Origin of the sequence: Tsukamurella paurometabola (genome assembly GCF_900631615.1) — a bacterium.
GTDB lineage: Bacteria > Actinomycetota > Actinomycetes > Mycobacteriales > Mycobacteriaceae > Tsukamurella > Tsukamurella paurometabola_A.
The window spans coordinates 274,876-291,055 of the sequence record NZ_LR131273.1 but is presented as its reverse complement, the minus strand read 5'-3'; the positions used below and the strand labels follow the sequence as shown (position 1 = coordinate 291,055).

Genomic DNA, 16,180 nt, shown 5'->3' with positions numbered 1-16,180 from the left:
GGGTATCTCGATGAGCATGTCGCCCGGCGGGAGCGGCGGCCGGGGCGCGGCCAGTGCGGACGGATCGGCCGGGTAGCCGACGGCGATCGCGCCCGCGGGGCGGTAGTCGTCGGGGAGCCCCAGTACCTCGCGCACGGTCCCGGCGGCGAAGATCGTCGACCCCACCCAGCAGCTGCCGATGCCCCGCACCGCGAGGGCCACCAGCAGCGACTGCACCGCGGCGCCGACGGCCACGGTGAACATGGTCTCCTCGGCGGCGGTGCGTCGCGCGTCGGGATAGGTGTGGGCCCCGTCGGGGACCATGAACGGCAGGATCAGCTCCGGGGCGTCGTAGAGCAGCTGCCCCCGCCGCACCCGCTTCGCCACCGATTCGGGAGTGCGCCCGTCGCCGGTGAGGTCCGCCGACCACCGGTCCTTCATGGCGTCCAGCAGCGCCGTGCGGCGCGCGGCGTCCCGCACCCAGAGGAACCGGACCGGATGCGTGTGATGCGGCGCAGGGGCCGTCAGAGCCTCCGCCACGGCATCGCGAACGTCCTCGGCCGGCACGGGCTCCTCGGAGAAGGTGCGGACCGAGCGGCGCACGAGCAGCGCCTGCCGGCGGGCGAGTTCCACGCCGGTGTGGAACAGGTCGTCCTCGCCGGGGCGGACCAGTCCCCGGGCGGTCGCGAGCGGCGAGCCGGCCTCGGGGGCGCGGACGGCGAATCCGCGCACCACCGCGACGGGAACGCCGCCCAGCTTGCCCTTGACCAGATCCGCGGCGGCGGCCAGCTCGTCGGCGACGGCGATCTCGGTGACCACGAGATCGTTGCCGTAGGCGTCGACCGCACCCGCGTAGCCGTGCAGCACCTCCATCCCGGCCGCGCCGATCGCGGCGTCGGTCTGCCCGTTCCGCCAGGCGCGCCCCATGGTGTCGGTGACCAGCACCGCGACGTCCACGCCGAGGCGCTCACGCAGGCCGGCCCGCACCGCGGCGGCGCTGCCGTCGGGATCCTCGGGCAGCAGCGCGACGGTGTCCGATGCCACGTTCGAGGCGTCCACGCCCGACGCCGCCTGCACGATGCCGAGCCTGTTCTCCGTGATCCAGGTGCGCCCCTTGGTCGCCAGGACGCGCACCGACTCCTCGGCGATCAGACGGCGCCGGAAGGCGTCCCGCTCGTCGGGGTCCGACGGCGCGTCGAGAACCCGGCCCTCCGCCTTGGAGAAGACCTTCGACGTGATGACCACGACGTCGCCGTCGCGGAGCCATGGCGCTGCCGCGGCGAGGAGTGCGGCCACGTCGTCGCCCGGAGTCACCTCGGGGACGCCGAGCACCGGAAGGATCTCGAGGGACGCGGCGCCGTGGTCGCGATCGGGTCGCGACGCGGGACCGTCCGGCGCGCTCACAGGCCCACCAGCTCGAGCCCGGCGTCGATCATGGCCGCCGTGGCCTGCGGCGAGCTCATCAGGAGCGGCACCGCCGCGACGGGCAGGCCGTCGATCGCGACGCCCGCGTCCTCCTCCGAGACCAACCAGCCGTCGAGGAGGCCGTTGCCGCTCCGGGCTCCGAAGTGCTCGCCGATCGCCCGGGCGCTGGTCTCGATGCCGAGGACCTCCAGGCAGCGGTCGGCCATGCCGCGCAGCGGCGCGCCGCCGATCACGGGGGAGACCCCGACCACGCGGGCCTTCGTGGTGCGCAGCGCGGCGCGGATCCCGCCGACCGACAGGATCGCCCCGATCGAGACGACCGGATTCGACGGGGCGAGGAACACCACGTCGGCCTCCTCGATCGCCGTAATCGCGGCCCGCGACGCCTGCGCCCGATTCCCCTGGGCGCCGGGGGAGCCGCCCTCGGCGCCGCCGACCTGCGCGAAGCCGAACGTCTCGATGTCGGCGCGGTACCGCACCCACCACTCCTGGAAGTGGATGGCCTTCTTCGCCCCGTCGGTGGAGTCGGGGTCCGCAACCACGACGTGCGTCTCGTGCCGGCCGTCGGTCGCGGGCAGCAGGCGGACCCCGGGCCGCCAGCGATTGCACAGCGCCGCCGTGACATCGGTCAGCGAGTATCCGGAGGCGAGCATCTGCGTGCGGATCAGGTGCGTCGCCAGGTCGCGGTCGCCCAGGCCGAACCAGTCCGGATCGGCGCCGTACTTCGCCAGCTCCTCCTTGGCGTGCCAGGTCTCGTTGCGGTGGCCCCAGCCGCGCTCGGTGTCGATGCCGCCGCCGAGCGTGTACATGCACGTGTCCAGGTCGGGGCAGATCCGGACGCCGTGCATCCAGGCGTCGTCGCCCACGTTCACCACCGCGGTCACGGCGTGTTCGGGGGCTCCGACGGCGGCCGTGTCGTCCCGCTCCGGGAACGGGGTCACCCCGAAGCGCTCCCGGGCGCCCTCGAGGAACCGCGCACCGCCGACACCGCCCACCAGCACCGTCACCTTCACGACTTCGAGCGTAATGGTCGGCCGGCGGCCGCTCCCGCGACGGGTCTCGACCGTCCGGCAGGTCGCGCGAACGACCCCTTCCCTGGCATGATCGACGGTGCGGCGCCCCTCTGTGGTGCGTCGGCGAGCGCGTGTGAAATATGACGCGTATCACATCTCAACCACGTGTCGAGGGCTCGGATTCGGGCATCCAGGTGGTATTAGCTAATTTCCCGGTTCAGCTTGACGTGGCAGCTTTGCACGTGTGTAATCACAACCGTGTCATTCAGTGCGGCGATCTCTTCGCCGGCGCGGGGCATGCAGACAGGAAGACCATCGAACACCACGAAAGCAACGAGGGAGGCGGGCCGATGACGATCGACGCTCATCGTGAACCGTTCGGAAGCTTCTCCGGTGGGTCCAGCCGCGCGCACCTGAGTGTCGTGCCCGCGGGTTTCGAGGAACTCTACGAGGCCGTCGAGGAACAGTGGCAGGACCGCGCACTGTGCTCGCAGACGGATCCCGAGGCGTTCTTCCCCGAGAAGGGCGGCTCCACTCGCGAGGCCAAGCGCATCTGCCTGGGCTGCGAGGTGCGCAACGAGTGCCTCGAGTACGCCCTGCAGAAGGACGAGCGCTTCGGCATCTGGGGCGGCCTCTCCGAGCGCGAGCGCCGCAAGCTCAAGCGCGGCATCATCTGATCGTTCGTCGCGCGACGACCGCCGTGAGGACGGCGGTCCGTACGACAGGTCCGTCCGAGCGGTGAGTTCCGCCCGGGCGGACTTCCTGCGTTCGGGGCGGCGCCTCGGCGTAGGGCCGTCCGCCCGCCGCTCAGAGCGCGTCCGGACCGGCGAGCAGAGTCTCCTCGGTCACGCCCAGGTAGTCGCTGATCTGATGCACGAGGATCGCGAGGATCTCCTCCAGCAGATCGGCCTCCGTCTTCGCGCGCCGCTGCAGTGGCCGCCGGAACAGGATCAACCGCGCCCGGGTGCGGTTCCCCCGCCGGTCGATCCCCACGGGAACCATGCGCGCCAACGGGATCGGGCCGTCGGCCTCGACCTCGGCCGGCCACGACACCGCATCCGGATCGTGCGGCAGGATGCCCGGCACGTCGTCGACCGCGATGTCCAACTCGCTCAGCCTGTCGTGCCACAGCGAATCGATCTCGGCGAAGGCGTCGAGCACCACCTCGTCGAAGTCCTGCGCCCGCGTCCGGTGCGCCGGCAGATCGCGGGGCACCAGCGGGCCGCGCAGCCCGTGGCCGCGACGGTCCCGCGCCACGCGGCGCCGCAGCCGCGCGCCGCCGTCGGGCGTCCGTCTCCTGCTTCTCATCGTGCTCTCAGTCTAGGTGGAGGCCCCGCGGACGGGCGCCGCGCGCCGCTGTGCGGTGTGTCGGGAGCGCGCCGTCCGAGCCAGGGGTTAACCTTCTTGCTGTGAACTCCGTCCGTCAGTGCTGCCGCCCCGGCTGCAGGAACCACGCCGTGGCGACGCTGACGTTCGACTACCGCCAGTCGATCGCCGTGCTGGGGCCCCTGGGAACCACGAGTGAGCCCCATTCGTGGGACCTCTGCGAATTCCACGCCACCCGGATGACCGCGCCCCGCGGCTGGGAGATGCTCCGCAACCTCTCCGCGTACAGCGCCGCGTCCGTCGGGAACGCCGCACTCGACGACGATCTCACCGCCCTGGCCGACACCGTTCACGAACGCGCCGCCCGCGAGCAGGGACGCCATGCGCCCGAGTCCGCCGAGGCCCCGCTGCGTTCGCTCCCGCCGATCGGCGCGATGCGCCCCGTCCACGACGGGCTCGGCGGCCCCCAGGCCACCCCCTCGGCGCAGCCCGGGGGATCCGCACCCAAGCACGCCGCCCGCCCGGGCCGCCGCGGCCATCTGCGGGTGCTGCCCGATCCGGTCGACTGAGAGTCGCCCGAGAACCGGCGCCGTCCCCGCGCCGGATGCCGGTCCGCGCTCCGTTTGCCGATAGGGTGGGGCGTCCGCACGGGGCCCGCCGGGTACCCGCATGCCGTTCACAGGAGGTCGTCGAGCGTGGTTCGAGCGCTGGAGTCGGTGCAGGCTGTCATCAAGGCGTACGACGTGCGCGGCCTGGTCGGTGAGCAGATCGACGAGGCCTTCGTCCGCGACGTGGGTGCCGCGTTCGGCGCGCTGATCCGCGGCGAGGGCGCGACCGACGCCGTCGTCGGGCACGACATGCGCGACTCGTCGCCGTCCCTGTCCGCGGCCTTCGCCGAGGGCGTGACCGCGCAGGGCGTGAACGTCACCCTCATCGGCCTCGCGTCCACCGACGAGCTGTACTTCGCCTCCGGGCTGCTCGACCGGCCCGGCGCCATGTTCACCGCCTCGCACAACCCCGCCGCCTACAACGGCATCAAGCTCTGCCGCGCCGGGGCCAAGCCCGTGGGCCAGGAGTCGGGCCTGCGGTGGATCACCGAGCAGGTGGCCGAGGGCGTCCCGTCGTACGACGGTGCCCCCGGCGTCGTCTCCGAGCGCGACGTGCTCGATGAGTACGGCGACTACCTCCGGGGACTCGTCGACCTCTCCGGATCGCGCCCGCTGCGCGTGGCCGTGGACGCCGGCAACGGTATGGGCGGCTTCACCGTGCCCTCCGTCCTCGGCCCCGTCGAGGCGCTCGATGTGCGTCCGCTGTACTTCGAACTGGACGGCAACTTCCCCAACCACGAGGCCAACCCGCTCGACCCGAAGAACCTCGTCGACCTGCAGCGGTTCGTCGTCGAGCAGGGCGCCGACATCGGGCTCGCCTTCGACGGTGACGCCGACCGCTGCTTCGTGGTGGACGAGAAGGGTGAGCCCGTCTCGCCGTCGGCCGTGACCGCCCTCGTCGCCGAGCGGGAACTCGCGAAGAACCCGGGCGCCACCGTCATCCACAACCTCATCACGTCCAAGGCGGTGCCCGAGATCATCGCCGAGAACGGCGGCACCGCGGTGCGCACCCGCGTGGGGCACTCCTTCATCAAGGCGCAGATGGCCGAGACCGGGGCGGTGTTCGGCGGCGAGCACTCCGCGCACTACTACTTCCGTGAGTTCTGGGGCGCCGACTCCGGCATGCTGGCCGCCATGCACGTGCTGGCCGCGCTGGGGGAGCAGCCGAAGCCGCTCTCGGAGCTGATGGGGGTGTACGACCGCTACGCCGCGTCGGGCGAGATCAACTCGACGGTCGCGGATCAGGGGGAGCGCACACGCGCCGTGATCGATGCTTTCGGAGACGAAATCCGGAGCACCGATGAATTGGACGGCGTGACGGTACAGTTGGATTCGGGCGCCTGGTTCAACCTGCGCGCTTCCAACACCGAGCCGCTGCTCCGGCTGAACGTCGAGGCCGCGACCACGGACGAGGTGCGCGCGCTGACCGAGCGGATCCTGGCGATCGTACGTGCCTGATCGCGCAGTGCGCTCCGGCGGTCGAAACGGCGCCGGCGGGACGCAGCGCCGATGGGACGGGAGGAAGCCGTGACCGAGATTGCCGATCTCGATGATCCGGCGGGTCTGATCGCGGCCGACGTGGGCGGACACCTGCGTGCCGCCGCGCTCGCGGGCGCGCAGGTACGCGCCGTCGCCAGCGCCGTCGACGAGGGCGCCCTCGCCCAGCTCGACGGTCTCGCCCCGCGCGCCGTCGTCGTGGTGTGCGGTGCCGGCCCCGCCGCCGCTGCCGCAGGCTTCGTCGAAGCCCTCACCGCCGGCCGATTCGACGTCCCGCTCGTGCGCTCCACCGAGCTACCGCCGTGGGTCGGCGCGCTCGACGTGGTCGTGGTCTGCGGCTTCGACGCCGGCGACCTGGTGCTCGCCCGCGCCATCGCGACCGCCTCGCGCCGCGGCGCCGTCGTCGTCGTGGCGGTCCCCATGGAGGGCCCCGTCGCCGAGGCGGCAGCGGGGCGCACCGTCGACCTCTCGCCCCGCCTGCGCGTGCCCGAACGGTTCGGCTTCGTCGGCGTCGCCGCCGCGCTCCTGGCGGTGCTCGGCCGCCTCGCCGGCACCGACCGCGGCGAGGTCCCGGGGGAGGGCTTCCTGCACACGCTCGCCGCGGCGCTCGACGACGAGGCCGTGCGCGGTGCGCCGGACCGGGACGTCGAGTCGAATCCCGCCAAGCGCCTCGCGGCCCGCATGACCGGCCGTCGGATCGCGCTCACGGCCGACACCGCGCCCGGCCTGGCCGTCGCGGAACATGCGGCGTCGCAAGCGCTCACGCTCGGCGGGCAGGTCGTCGCCGCCGTCGGCCTGGCCGATGTCGAGCTCGCCACGCCAGAGCTCGCGGCCGCCCCGTCCGGCGGCGCGCTGGAGACGGGCGCCGCCGCGGACCCGCTGTTCCACGATCCCTTCCTCGACGGCCCGGCGGCGCAGACGCCGCTCCGGGTTCTCATCCTGACCACGGAACAGCGCGCGCCCCTCGTGGAGGCGCGGCTGCGCGCCCTGCCCGACGTGGAGTCGCTGCCCGTCGACGAGGGCACGGAGCGCGCACCGGAGACGACGGTGCCGCGTGCGGACGCGCTGGACCTGCTGGCGCTCGCGGTACGGTTCGATCTCGCGTCGGTGTACCGGCGCCTGACGGGGGAGGCGTGATGCAGCGGATCGAGGGAGTCATCCGGCCGTACGCCTGGGGCTCGCGCACGGTCCTGGCGACGATGCAGGGGCGCCCGGTGCCGTCGAACCATCCCGAGGCGGAGCTGTGGTTCGGCGCGCACCCCGCCGACCCGGCCAAGCTCTACGACGCCGACACCGCGACCGACGGCGACCTGCTGTCCGCGATCGGCGCCGACCTGGACGGTCAGCTCGGCCGCACGTGCCGCGACGAGTTCGGCGACCGGCTCCCGTACCTGGTGAAGGTGCTCGCCGCCGACGAACCCCTGTCGCTGCAGGCGCATCCGTCCCGGGAGCAGGCCGAGGAGGGCTTCGCCCGCGAGAACGCCGCCGGCATCCCCCTCGACGCCCCCGAGCGCAACTACCGCGACGCCGCGCACAAGCCCGAGGTCGTCATCGCGCTGAGCCCGTTCGAGGCCCTCGCCGGCTTCCGCGACCCGGCGGTCACCGTCGAACTGCTGCGCGTGCTGGCCGTGCCCGAGTTGGACAGCTATCTGGGCCTGCTCGCCGGGCAGCCGGACTCGCAGGGGCTGCGGGCGCTGGTCACGACGTGGATCACGCTGCCGCAGCCCGCCCTCGCGGTGCTGGTGCCCGCCGTCCTCGCCGGCTGCGTGCGCTACCTGGAGAGCGGAGCGGAGCAGTTCAAGGGCGAGGCGCAGCTCGCGCTCACGCTGGGGGAGCGCTACCCCGACGACGCGGGAGTGCTGGCGGCGCTGCTGCTCAACCGGATCGTGCTCGATCCGGGCCAGGCGCTGTACCTCTCGGCAGGCAACCTGCACGCCTACATCAGCGGTGCGGCCGTCGAGGTGATGGCGAACTCGGACAACGTGCTGCGCGGCGGCCTCACGCCCAAGCACGTCGACGTGCCGGAACTGCTGCGAGTGCTGGACTTCACGCCTCGGGCACCGTCGGAGCTGGCGCCCCGGACGAGCACCGTGGGCCCGGAGGTCATCTTCTCGACCCCCGCGCCCGAGTTCCGGGTGTCGCGGGTGCGGCTCGACGGGACCGCGCTCAAGCGCGCCGCGTCGGTGGAGCTGGACGCACGCGGCCCGCAACTGCTCGTGGTCACCGAGGGAACGGTGACGGTGCGCAGCGCGGGCCGGGCGATCGACGTCCCGGCGGGCAGCGGCCTGTGGATGGCCGCGTCGGACCCGGGCGTCGTGGTGGCGGCCCACTCACCGGCGGCGGAGTTCTTCCGCACGCTGGTGGGCGGGCACTAGGCCACCGGAGGGATCAGCAGCCGCCGAGGTTCTCGTAGAACGTCTCGGGGATGTCGAAGGTCTGCATGTCACCCACGGCTACGGCCTCGGGCTGTGCCTTGCTGAGCACGGCGAGCGGCTTGCCGTCGCGCGTGAGCAGCACATCGTCTCCACCCTCGACGATGCTGAGGAGCTGGGCGACGGTCTGGTCGGTGGTGTGCGCGAAAGTCTTGGTCATAGGCCCGACGGTAAGTGTTACTTGCCGGTACGCCAACACTTTTCGCCTACCAACGAGTAACACCCGCGAGTAACTTCCGCTCCTCGTCGACGACGCTGTTTGCTATCGCGGGACGGGCGCGGGTTGTCGCAGTGCGCGGTGCAGACGCCTGAAATGCCCCGCTGCAGTGCCGCAGTGGTGTTTGATGAATCGTCACAGACCCGAGACGACTCACACTCCCGAGACGACACAGGAGCACGCATGGCCAACCCACTGCTGCGCACCAAATCGGTGGAACAATCGATCGCCGACACCGAGGTGGTAGGCACCCGGCTCAAGAAGCAGCTCACCGCCTGGGACCTCACGATCTTCGGCGTCGCCGTCGTCGTCGGCGCCGGCATCTTCACCATCGGCGCCTCGACCGCCGGTGACTTCGCCGGCCCCGCGGTGTCGGTCTCGTTCATCATCGCCGCGATCGCGTGCGGCCTGGCCGCACTCTGCTACGCGGAGTTCGCGTCGACGGTGCCCGTCGCGGGGTCGGCGTACACGTTCTCCTACGCGACCTTCGGCGAGTTCGCCGCGTGGATCATCGGTTGGGACCTGGTGCTGGAGTTCTCCATCGCCGCCGCGGCCGTCGCGAGCGGCTGGTCGAGCTACCTCGGCACGGTGTTCGGCACCGGACCCGCGGCGTTCCAGGTCGGCGGGCATACGGTCGACTGGGGCGCCATGCTCATCGTCGGGGTGCTGACCGTGCTGCTCACCTTCGGGGCGAAGGTCTCCTCGCGGGTGTCCGCCGTGATCACCGCGATCAAGGTCGCGGTGGTGCTGCTCGTCATCGCGGTCGGTGCCTTCTACATCAAGGGCTCCAACTACTCCCCGTTCGTGCCGGATTCCGTTCCGGGCAAGAGCACCGACGTGACGTGGGCGACCACGCTGTTCCAGGCGATCAGCGGCGGCTCGGGTTCGACCTACGGCTGGTACGGCGTGCTCGCCGGCGCCGGCATCGTCTTCTTCGCGTTCATCGGCTTCGACATCGTCGCGACGTCCGCCGAGGAGACCGTGAATCCGCAGCGCGACGTGCCGCGCGGCATCCTGGGCTCGCTCGCGATCGTCACCGTGCTGTACATCGCGGTCACCGTCGTGGTCACCGGTATGGCGAGCTACAAGGACCTCGCGACCTCCGCCGGCAATGGGAAGGAGAAGAACCTCGCGTACGCCTTCTCGCTCAACGGTGTGGATTGGGCGGCGACGATCATCTCCATCGGTGCGCTCGCCGGCCTCACCACGGTGGTGATGGTGCTGCTCATGGGCCAGAACCGGGTGCTGTTCGCCATGGCGCGGGACGGCCTGCTGCCCCGCAAGCTCGCCAAGACCTCCGATCGCGGCGTCCCCGTGCGGATCTCGGTGGGCGTCGGCGTCGTCGTCGCGATCTTCGCCGGCCTCGTCCCGCTGAGCGAGCTGGCCTCGCTGATCAACATCGGCACCCTGTTCGCCTTCGTCCTGGTGTCCGTCGGCGTGATCGTGCTGCGCAAGCAGCGGCCCGACCTCAAGCGCGGCTTCACCGCTCCGCTCGTTCCGCTGGTGCCGATCCTGTCGGTCATCGCGTGCGGCTGGCTGATGCTGAACCTCTCGCTGGAGACCTGGTTCCGCTTCGTCTGCTGGATGGCGCTCGGCGTGATCGTGTACTTCCTCTACTCGATGAACCACTCGGTCCTCGGGCGACGCGCGCGCGGCGAGAAGATCGAGTCGCTCGCCGACTGATCGGAGTCCGCGAGACGGTCGAGGCGCGAGGCGTCAGGTGCGGCCGGACTGCGCTCTCGGATTCTGTCCATCTCGGACACGGCTGAGTTATATTCAGAATCGTGAACACCGACGTGGGGGTAGCACGCTGGCGGGAGCTGATCGATGAGATCCTCGCTCAGAAGGAGCGGCTCATCCGGGCGGATCCCGACCTGTACGAGATGTCGCAGCCGAACCTCGGTGCCACCGAGGCGCAGTTGCTCGCCGCAGAGGAGCGACTGGGGCACCGCATCCCCGCGCAGTACCGCGAGTTCCTGACGGTCGCGAACGGATGGAACGGGTGGGGCGGCATCTCCGGCCGGCTGCTCAGCAGTGAGGCGATGAGCGGCGGGGCCGGGCTCGAGGTGTCCATCCGCCTGGCGAACAACACCGTCCTCGAATGGGCGACCGATGCGGATTGGGTTCGCATCGAGGACGACCCCGTCACGATGATGCTCCACCGCGATAGCCAGGGGTATCCGGCGGGGAGCCTACTTCGCCCGGTGTACGGCGACCGGATCTACGGGACGTTCGAGGAGTACGTCACGGACCATCTGGCCGATCTCACCGCGTGGGCGGACCGGGAGGCTCTCGGGCCCCACGGCGCGGCGTGGGGGCGCGATCTGCGCGAGGCCGAACCCACTCTCGAGGAGATTGTCCGGCGTCTGGTCGACGCCCAACTCGACCTCGCGATGCTCGAGGGCCGTGTCAAGGCGTTCGTCCCACCCGGTGCGCCCGCGGCCGCGGAGCAGGTGGCCGAGGTGGAGCGGGTGATCGGTCGATCCTTGCATCCGGAACACCGGGAGTTGCTCCTCCTCATGAACGGCTGGCCCGGCATCCCGTACATCCTCAGCACCGCCGAGATCATCAGCGGCGAACGATGGAAGGCGACGCTCGCCGAGCAGGATCGATCCGATGCCGATCACCGGCGCAACCGCGATGCGGTGTACGCGGGCGCGGGCATCCCGATTCCCGACGACGATCCGGCCGCCGCATCGCTCAGGGCGGCGCGCATCGACGCCGTGCCGTTCGCCGCGTGGGCGATCTGCTCCTTCGGCGTCGACCCCGACGACGGCTTCGTGCGATGGGTCCCGCGCGACGCGAAGTACGCCGATGACCCCCAGGGGACCTCTACACGGTCGGCGGGCACCGTTCGTGAGTACCTGCTCGCCGAGATCGACCAATTGCACGGCAGGATCGAGGCGCGCAAGTGGGCAGAGCCGCAGTCCTCGTGAGCCGTCGCGTCCGAAATCAGGGTTCTCAGGGGCTTGGCGGAATCCGGCCGCGGATCGTCGAGAAAGCCGACGTTCGGAACGCGACCGCAACGGGCGGCGGCACCGTCGAGCACCAGGAGCGATAGCCTGGAGCGCGTGACTTCTACGCTGACCGCCGATACGGCGAACGGAATCGACTTCAAGGTCGCCGACCTCTCCCTCGCGGAGGCGGGCCGCAAGCAGCTGCGCCTAGCCGAGCACGAGATGCCGGGCCTGATGGCGCTGCGTCGCGAGTACGCCGACGTCAAGCCGCTCAAGGGTGCGCGGATCTCGGGTTCGCTGCACATGACGGTGCAGACCGCGGTGCTCATCGAGACCCTGGTGGACCTCGGCGCCGAGGTGCGCTGGGCCTCCTGCAACATCTTCTCCACGCAGGACGAGGCCGCCGCGGCCGTCGTGGTGGGGCCGAACGGCACCGTCGAGGCGCCGCAGGGCGTGCCCGTCTTCGCCTGGAAGGGCGAGACCCTCGAGGAGTACTGGTGGGCGGCCGAGCAGATGCTGACCTGGCCGAACGAGCCCGCCAACATGATCCTCGACGACGGCGGCGACGCCACCATGCTCGTGCTGCGCGGCGCGCAGTTCGAGGCGGCCGGGGTCGTCCCGCCGACCGATGAGGACCAGGACAGCGCGGAGTACCAGGTCTTCCTGGCCCTGCTGCGCGAGTCGCTGGCCAAGGACGCGACCAAGTGGTCGACGATCGCGGAGTCGGTCAAGGGCGTCACCGAGGAGACCACCACCGGTGTGCTGCGCCTGTACCAGTTCGCCGCGGCCGGCGAGCTGAAGTTCCCGGCGATCAACGTCAACGACTCGGTCACCAAGAGCAAGTTCGACAACAAGTACGGCACCCGCCACAGCCTCATCGACGGCATCAACCGCGGTACCGACGTGCTGATCGGCGGCAAGAAGGTCCTCATCTGCGGCTACGGCGACGTGGGTAAGGGCTGCGCCGAGTCGCTCGCCGGCCAGGGCGCCCGCGTCCAGGTCACCGAGATCGACCCGATCAACGCGCTGCAGGCGCTCATGGACGGCTTCGACGTGGTGACCGTGGAGGACGCGATCGGGGACGCCGACATCGTCATCACCTCCACGGGCAACAAGGACATCATCCTGCTCGAGCACATGAAGGCGATGAAGGATCACGCGATCCTGGGCAACATCGGCCACTTCGACAACGAGATCGACATGGCCGCGCTGGAGAAGTCGGGTGCCGTGCGCCTGAACATCAAGCCGCAGGTCGACCAGTGGACGTTCGGTGACACCGGCAAGTCCATCGTGGTGCTGTCCGAGGGCCGCCTGCTCAACCTGGGCAACGCGACCGGCCACCCGTCGTTCGTGATGTCCAACAGCTTCAGCAACCAGGTCATCGCCCAGGTCGAGCTGTGGACCAAGCCCGACGAGTACGACAACGAGGTCTACCGCCTCCCCAAGCACCTCGACGAGAAGGTCGCGAAGATCCACGTCGAGGCCCTGGGCGGCACCCTCACCAAGCTCACCAAGGATCAGGCCGAGTACATCGGCGTCGACGTCGAGGGCCCGTACAAGCCCGAGCACTACCGCTACTGAGCGGTCAGCGCACCCGCGACGAACTGACGCACACCTTCCACCCTCCGGATTCCTTCCGGAGGGTGGTGGTGTCCGTGAGGGATCTGGAGACGACCGTCGACGAGCCGACCGGCGTCGAGGTGACCTCGGCCTCCGCCGTGCCCCGGGCACCGTCGATCCTGATGTCCCCCACGGTGACCTTCCAGCGGCCGTCGGGGCCGAGCAGCGTGTCGACCTCCGCGGCGAAGGTCTGCGCGGTGAACTGCGTCTGCAGCATCTGGACGTCCGCGGCGCAGCGCACCCCGATGAGCGCCGCGAGGTCGCGGTCGTTGAGGGTCTTGGTCTCCGCGGCGATCACGTCGCGGATCTGCTGCTCGTCGTTCGCGCCGCCGCGGTTGGCGAGGATGTACCAGGTGGCGCCGAGGATGATCGCGATGATGAGCACCGTCGCGCCCAAGACGATCGCGACGGAGCGGTCCTTCGCCGGGGGAGGTCCCGCGGGCACCGCGGGAACGTACGGCGGGCCGGCGGTCGCCGCGCCCCCGCCCCGACCGTCCGGGTCCGGCGGTGCCGCGGCGCGCGGTTCCGCCGGGGCGCCGGTCACGGCGCGGCCCGTCAGGTAGGGCGTGCCCGCGGACGAGACGGGCCCGCCCGTCCCGTACAGCTGCGGCGGCCGCGGGGGCGCGATCCCGAGCTGCCGGTAGGTCTCCGGCGGCAGGACGGGATGCAGCAGCTCGCGCGGGTCAGTCGGACGCATCGGCGCGTTCCTCGTCGACGTTGCGCGCGTGCTGCATCGACTGCAGCAGCGCGGTGAGCGCGTCCAGCTTCTCGTGCACCTCGTCGAGCTCGCGGCGCATGTAGTCGCGGCTCGCCGCCTCACCGACGGCCAGGCGCACCGATGCCAGCTCGCGGGCCAGGAACTCGGTGTCGGCCTTGGTCTGCGCGGCGCGCATCCGGTCCTCGTCGAGCGCGACGCGGTCCCGGCTCTCCTGCCGGTTCTGTGCGAGGAGGATCAGCGGTGCGGCGTACGCGGCCTGGGTCGAGAAGGCCAGGTTGAGCAGGATGAACGGGTACGGGTCGAAGTGGTACGTGAACCACAGCACGTTGAGCGCGATCCACACCAGCACGATCACGGTCTGGATGGCCAGGTAGCGGCCGGTCCCGAGGAACCGGGCGACGCTCTCGGCGCCCTGGCCGATCATGTCGTCGCCCAGGTTGAGGTGGAAGCTGCGGTTCAGCCGCGGGGTGTCGAGCCGGGAACGATCCTTCATCCGCTGACCTCCACGGTGCCCTCGTCCTGATCCTCGTCGCGCCAGTCCTCCGGCAGCAGGTGGTCGAGCACGTCGTCGACCGAGACCGCCCCCAGCAGGTGGTTCTCCGCGTCGATCACGGGTCCGGTCACCAGGTTGTACGCCGCGAAGTACCGGGTCACGGCGCCGAGGGGGTCGTCGGGGCCCAGCCGCGGCAGATCGGTGTCGACGATGCCGCCGACCAGATCGGCCGGCGGCTCGCGCAGCAGCTGCTGCAGGTGCACCGCGCCCAGATAGCGGCCCGTGGGGGTCGCCGTGGGCGGGCGCACCACGAAGACCATGCTGGCCAGCGCCGGCGTGATGTCGGGGTTGCGGACGCGGGCCAGGGCCTCGGCCACGGTGGTCGACGGGGTGACCACGATCGGCTCCGGCGTCATCATGCCGCCCGCCGTGTACGGGGAGAAGGTGAGCAGGCGGCGCACGGTGCCCGAGTCCTCGGGGTCCATCACCGCGAGCAGCTCCTCACGCTGTTTGGCGGGGAGTTCGCCGAGGAGGTCGGCGGCGTCGTCGGGGTCCATGGCCTCGAGCACGTCGGCCGCGCGCGCCTTGGAGAGGTGCGCGATGACCTCGGCCTGGTCGTCGGAACCGAGCTCCTGGATCACGTCGGCGAGGCGCTCGTCGTCGAAGGCGGCCGCGATGGACAGCCGGCGCTGCGCGGGCAGCTCGCGCAGCGCCTGGGCGACATCGGTGGCGCGCATGTCCTCGAAGACGGTCAGCGCCTCGGCGATGTCGTGGTCGGCGCCGGTGAGCGCGGTGGTGGTGAAGCCGGAGACGTGGGGGAGATCCACCACCTGGACGCCGCCGCGCCGGCTCCATCCCGACCCGCGGATCTTCACCGCCAGTCGGTGCACCACCCAGTCGCGGGTGCGGGTCTGTTCGATCCCGACGTCGGCGACCGTCGCGTCTGCACCGTCGTACGGCTCGCCCGGCTCCTCGATGCGGACCTTGGTGCCGAGGAGCTGGCCCAGGGCAAGCGCCTCGCCGGGGCGCACGTGCAGGCGGCGCAGGCTCACCGAGCCGGTGTTGAGGGTGACGGCGGCGGGTTCGATGCTGGTCACGCGCAGCATCGGGACGAAGATCCGGCGGCGGTTGGCCAGCTCCACGGCGAGTCCGAGCACCCGGGGCGCCTTGCGGTCGGCGCGCAGGCCGATCACCGCATCGCGGACGCGGCCGACGGACTCACCGTCCGGGCCGACGACGGGCAAGCCGGACAGTCGCGCGACGAATACTCTGGAGACAGCCGACATGTACTTCAGGGTAGTTTCGTTCTACGAATCGCATGTGAGGGAGGGCGCCGAATGTCGCAACCGCTACCCGGACCCGGGTCGCCGAACCAGCCGGGAGGGCCCGCCGGACGTGGCCTGCCGACGCCGCCGAAGGGCTGGCCGATCGGCTCCTACGGTACCTACGCCGAGGCGCAGCGGGCCGTCGACTACCTCTCCGACCAGGAGTTCCCGGTCCAGAACGTGACCATCGTGGGCGTCGACCTGATGCAGGTCGAGCGCATCACGGGCCGCCTGACCTGGGGGCGGGTGCTCAGCGCCGGCGCCGCGTCCGGCGCCTGGCTGGGCCTGTTCCTCGGCCTGCTGGTGGGCCTCTTCGTCGGCGGCGGGGAGGAGCTGCCCGCCACCGTGATCGCCGGCGTGATCGGCGGCATCGTCTTCGGCCTGATCAGCGCCGCGGTGCCGTACTGGGCGTCGCGCGGCACCCGCGACTTCTCGTCGACGATGCAGCTCGTCGCGGGCCGGTACGACGTGCTCTGCGACCCGCAGGTCGCCGAGCGCGCCCGCGACATGCTGGCGCGGCTCAACATCCAGTAGCCGAGACTGTTGCCGGACCGGAAACGATCGAATATC

The 16,180-nt window shown here is 71.1% G+C and carries 15 protein-coding genes and 1 pseudogene; 9 read left to right on the top strand and 7 right to left on the bottom strand.

What is annotated here, in order from left to right; translation table 11 throughout:
- Window positions 1–3 precede the first annotated feature (3 nt).
- Both ELY19_RS01495 and cofD read right to left on the bottom strand, forming a co-directional pair.
- Window positions 4–1,383 (bottom strand): annotated as a pseudogene (locus ELY19_RS01495) (coenzyme F420-0:L-glutamate ligase); the annotation flags it as partial.
- Complete coding sequence (gene cofD, locus ELY19_RS01490; protein WP_126194619.1) at window positions 1,380–2,417, bottom strand: 2-phospho-L-lactate transferase; 1,038 nt, start codon at window positions 2,415–2,417, stop codon at window positions 1,380–1,382. The gene cofD and the pseudogene ELY19_RS01495, both read right to left, overlap by 4 nt.
- 350 nt (window positions 2,418–2,767) lie before the next feature.
- On the opposite strand from cofD, the gene ELY19_RS01485 reads away from it, so the two are divergent.
- On the top strand, window positions 2,768–3,094 hold the full coding sequence (locus tag ELY19_RS01485) for a WhiB family transcriptional regulator (RefSeq protein WP_126194618.1): 327 nt from the start codon (window positions 2,768–2,770) through the stop codon (window positions 3,092–3,094).
- Between the two features lie 130 nt (window positions 3,095–3,224).
- Here the strand turns inward: ELY19_RS01485 and ELY19_RS01480 are convergent, their stop codons facing one another.
- The gene (locus ELY19_RS01480; RefSeq protein WP_126194617.1) at window positions 3,225–3,725 is read right to left on the bottom strand and encodes a metallopeptidase family protein; all 501 of its coding nucleotides are present in this window, start codon (window positions 3,723–3,725) and stop codon (window positions 3,225–3,227) included.
- 101 nt (window positions 3,726–3,826) lie between these two features.
- On the opposite strand from ELY19_RS01480, the gene ELY19_RS01475 reads away from it, so the two are divergent.
- The 4 genes from ELY19_RS01475 (at window position 3,827) to manA (ending at window position 8,223) form a co-directional block, all read left to right on the top strand.
- Window positions 3,827–4,312 carry a DUF3499 domain-containing protein gene (locus tag ELY19_RS01475; protein ID WP_126194616.1) on the top strand — a complete coding sequence of 162 codons (486 nt, stop codon included), beginning with the start codon at window positions 3,827–3,829 and terminating at the stop codon, window positions 4,310–4,312.
- 126 nt (window positions 4,313–4,438) lie between these two features.
- The gene (locus ELY19_RS01470) at window positions 4,439–5,809 is read left to right on the top strand and encodes a phosphomannomutase/phosphoglucomutase (RefSeq protein WP_126194615.1); all 1,371 of its coding nucleotides are present in this window, start codon (window positions 4,439–4,441) and stop codon (window positions 5,807–5,809) included.
- Between the two features lie 69 nt (window positions 5,810–5,878).
- The gene (locus ELY19_RS01465; RefSeq protein ID WP_126194614.1) at window positions 5,879–6,985 is read left to right on the top strand and encodes a tobH protein; all 1,107 of its coding nucleotides are present in this window, start codon (window positions 5,879–5,881) and stop codon (window positions 6,983–6,985) included.
- Entirely contained in the window at window positions 6,985–8,223 is a 1,239-nt protein-coding gene (manA, locus tag ELY19_RS01460; RefSeq protein WP_126198639.1) for a mannose-6-phosphate isomerase, class I, read from the top strand. Before ELY19_RS01465 ends, manA begins: the two co-directional genes overlap by 1 nt.
- Before the next feature lie 13 nt (window positions 8,224–8,236).
- On the opposite strand, the gene ELY19_RS01455 is transcribed toward manA, so the two are convergent.
- Window positions 8,237–8,440 (bottom strand): hypothetical protein, encoded by a 204-nt coding sequence (locus ELY19_RS01455; protein WP_126194613.1) that lies wholly within the window; start codon window positions 8,438–8,440, stop codon window positions 8,237–8,239.
- Between the two features lie 240 nt (window positions 8,441–8,680).
- Between ELY19_RS01455 and ELY19_RS01450 the strand changes: the two genes are divergently transcribed.
- The 3 genes from ELY19_RS01450 to ahcY all read left to right on the top strand — a co-directional run bounded on the left by ELY19_RS01450 (window position 8,681) and on the right by ahcY (window position 13,035).
- The gene (locus ELY19_RS01450; protein WP_126194612.1) at window positions 8,681–10,180 is read left to right on the top strand and encodes an amino acid permease; all 1,500 of its coding nucleotides are present in this window, start codon (window positions 8,681–8,683) and stop codon (window positions 10,178–10,180) included.
- Window positions 10,181–10,281: 101 nt separating this feature from the next.
- Window positions 10,282–11,433: an SMI1/KNR4 family protein gene (locus ELY19_RS01445; protein ID WP_126194611.1), complete on the top strand. Its 1,152-nt coding sequence runs from the start codon at window positions 10,282–10,284 to the stop codon at window positions 11,431–11,433.
- 135 nt (window positions 11,434–11,568) lie between these two features.
- Entirely contained in the window at window positions 11,569–13,035 is a 1,467-nt protein-coding gene (gene ahcY, locus ELY19_RS01440; protein ID WP_227967114.1) for an adenosylhomocysteinase, read from the top strand.
- A gap of 4 nt (window positions 13,036–13,039) precedes the next feature.
- Here the strand turns inward: ahcY and ELY19_RS01435 are convergent, their stop codons facing one another.
- Genes ELY19_RS01435 through ELY19_RS01425 form a run of 3 tightly spaced genes read right to left on the bottom strand, consistent with a single transcriptional unit; the run spans window position 13,040 to window position 15,571 of the window.
- On the bottom strand, window positions 13,040–13,771 hold the full coding sequence (locus ELY19_RS01435) for an Rv0361 family membrane protein (protein WP_126194610.1): 732 nt from the start codon (window positions 13,769–13,771) through the stop codon (window positions 13,040–13,042).
- Window positions 13,758–14,285: a DUF1003 domain-containing protein gene (locus tag ELY19_RS01430; RefSeq protein WP_126194609.1), complete on the bottom strand. Its 528-nt coding sequence runs from the start codon at window positions 14,283–14,285 to the stop codon at window positions 13,758–13,760. The genes ELY19_RS01435 and ELY19_RS01430 overlap by 14 nt, the downstream gene beginning before the upstream one ends.
- On the bottom strand, window positions 14,282–15,571 hold the full coding sequence (locus ELY19_RS01425; RefSeq protein ID WP_126194608.1) for a magnesium transporter MgtE N-terminal domain-containing protein: 1,290 nt from the start codon (window positions 15,569–15,571) through the stop codon (window positions 14,282–14,284). The genes ELY19_RS01430 and ELY19_RS01425 overlap by 4 nt, the downstream gene beginning before the upstream one ends.
- Before the next feature lie 51 nt (window positions 15,572–15,622).
- Between ELY19_RS01425 and ELY19_RS01420 the strand changes: the two genes are divergently transcribed.
- The gene (locus ELY19_RS01420; protein ID WP_126194607.1) at window positions 15,623–16,144 is read left to right on the top strand and encodes a YflT domain-containing protein; all 522 of its coding nucleotides are present in this window, start codon (window positions 15,623–15,625) and stop codon (window positions 16,142–16,144) included.
- Window positions 16,145–16,180 lie beyond the last annotated feature (36 nt).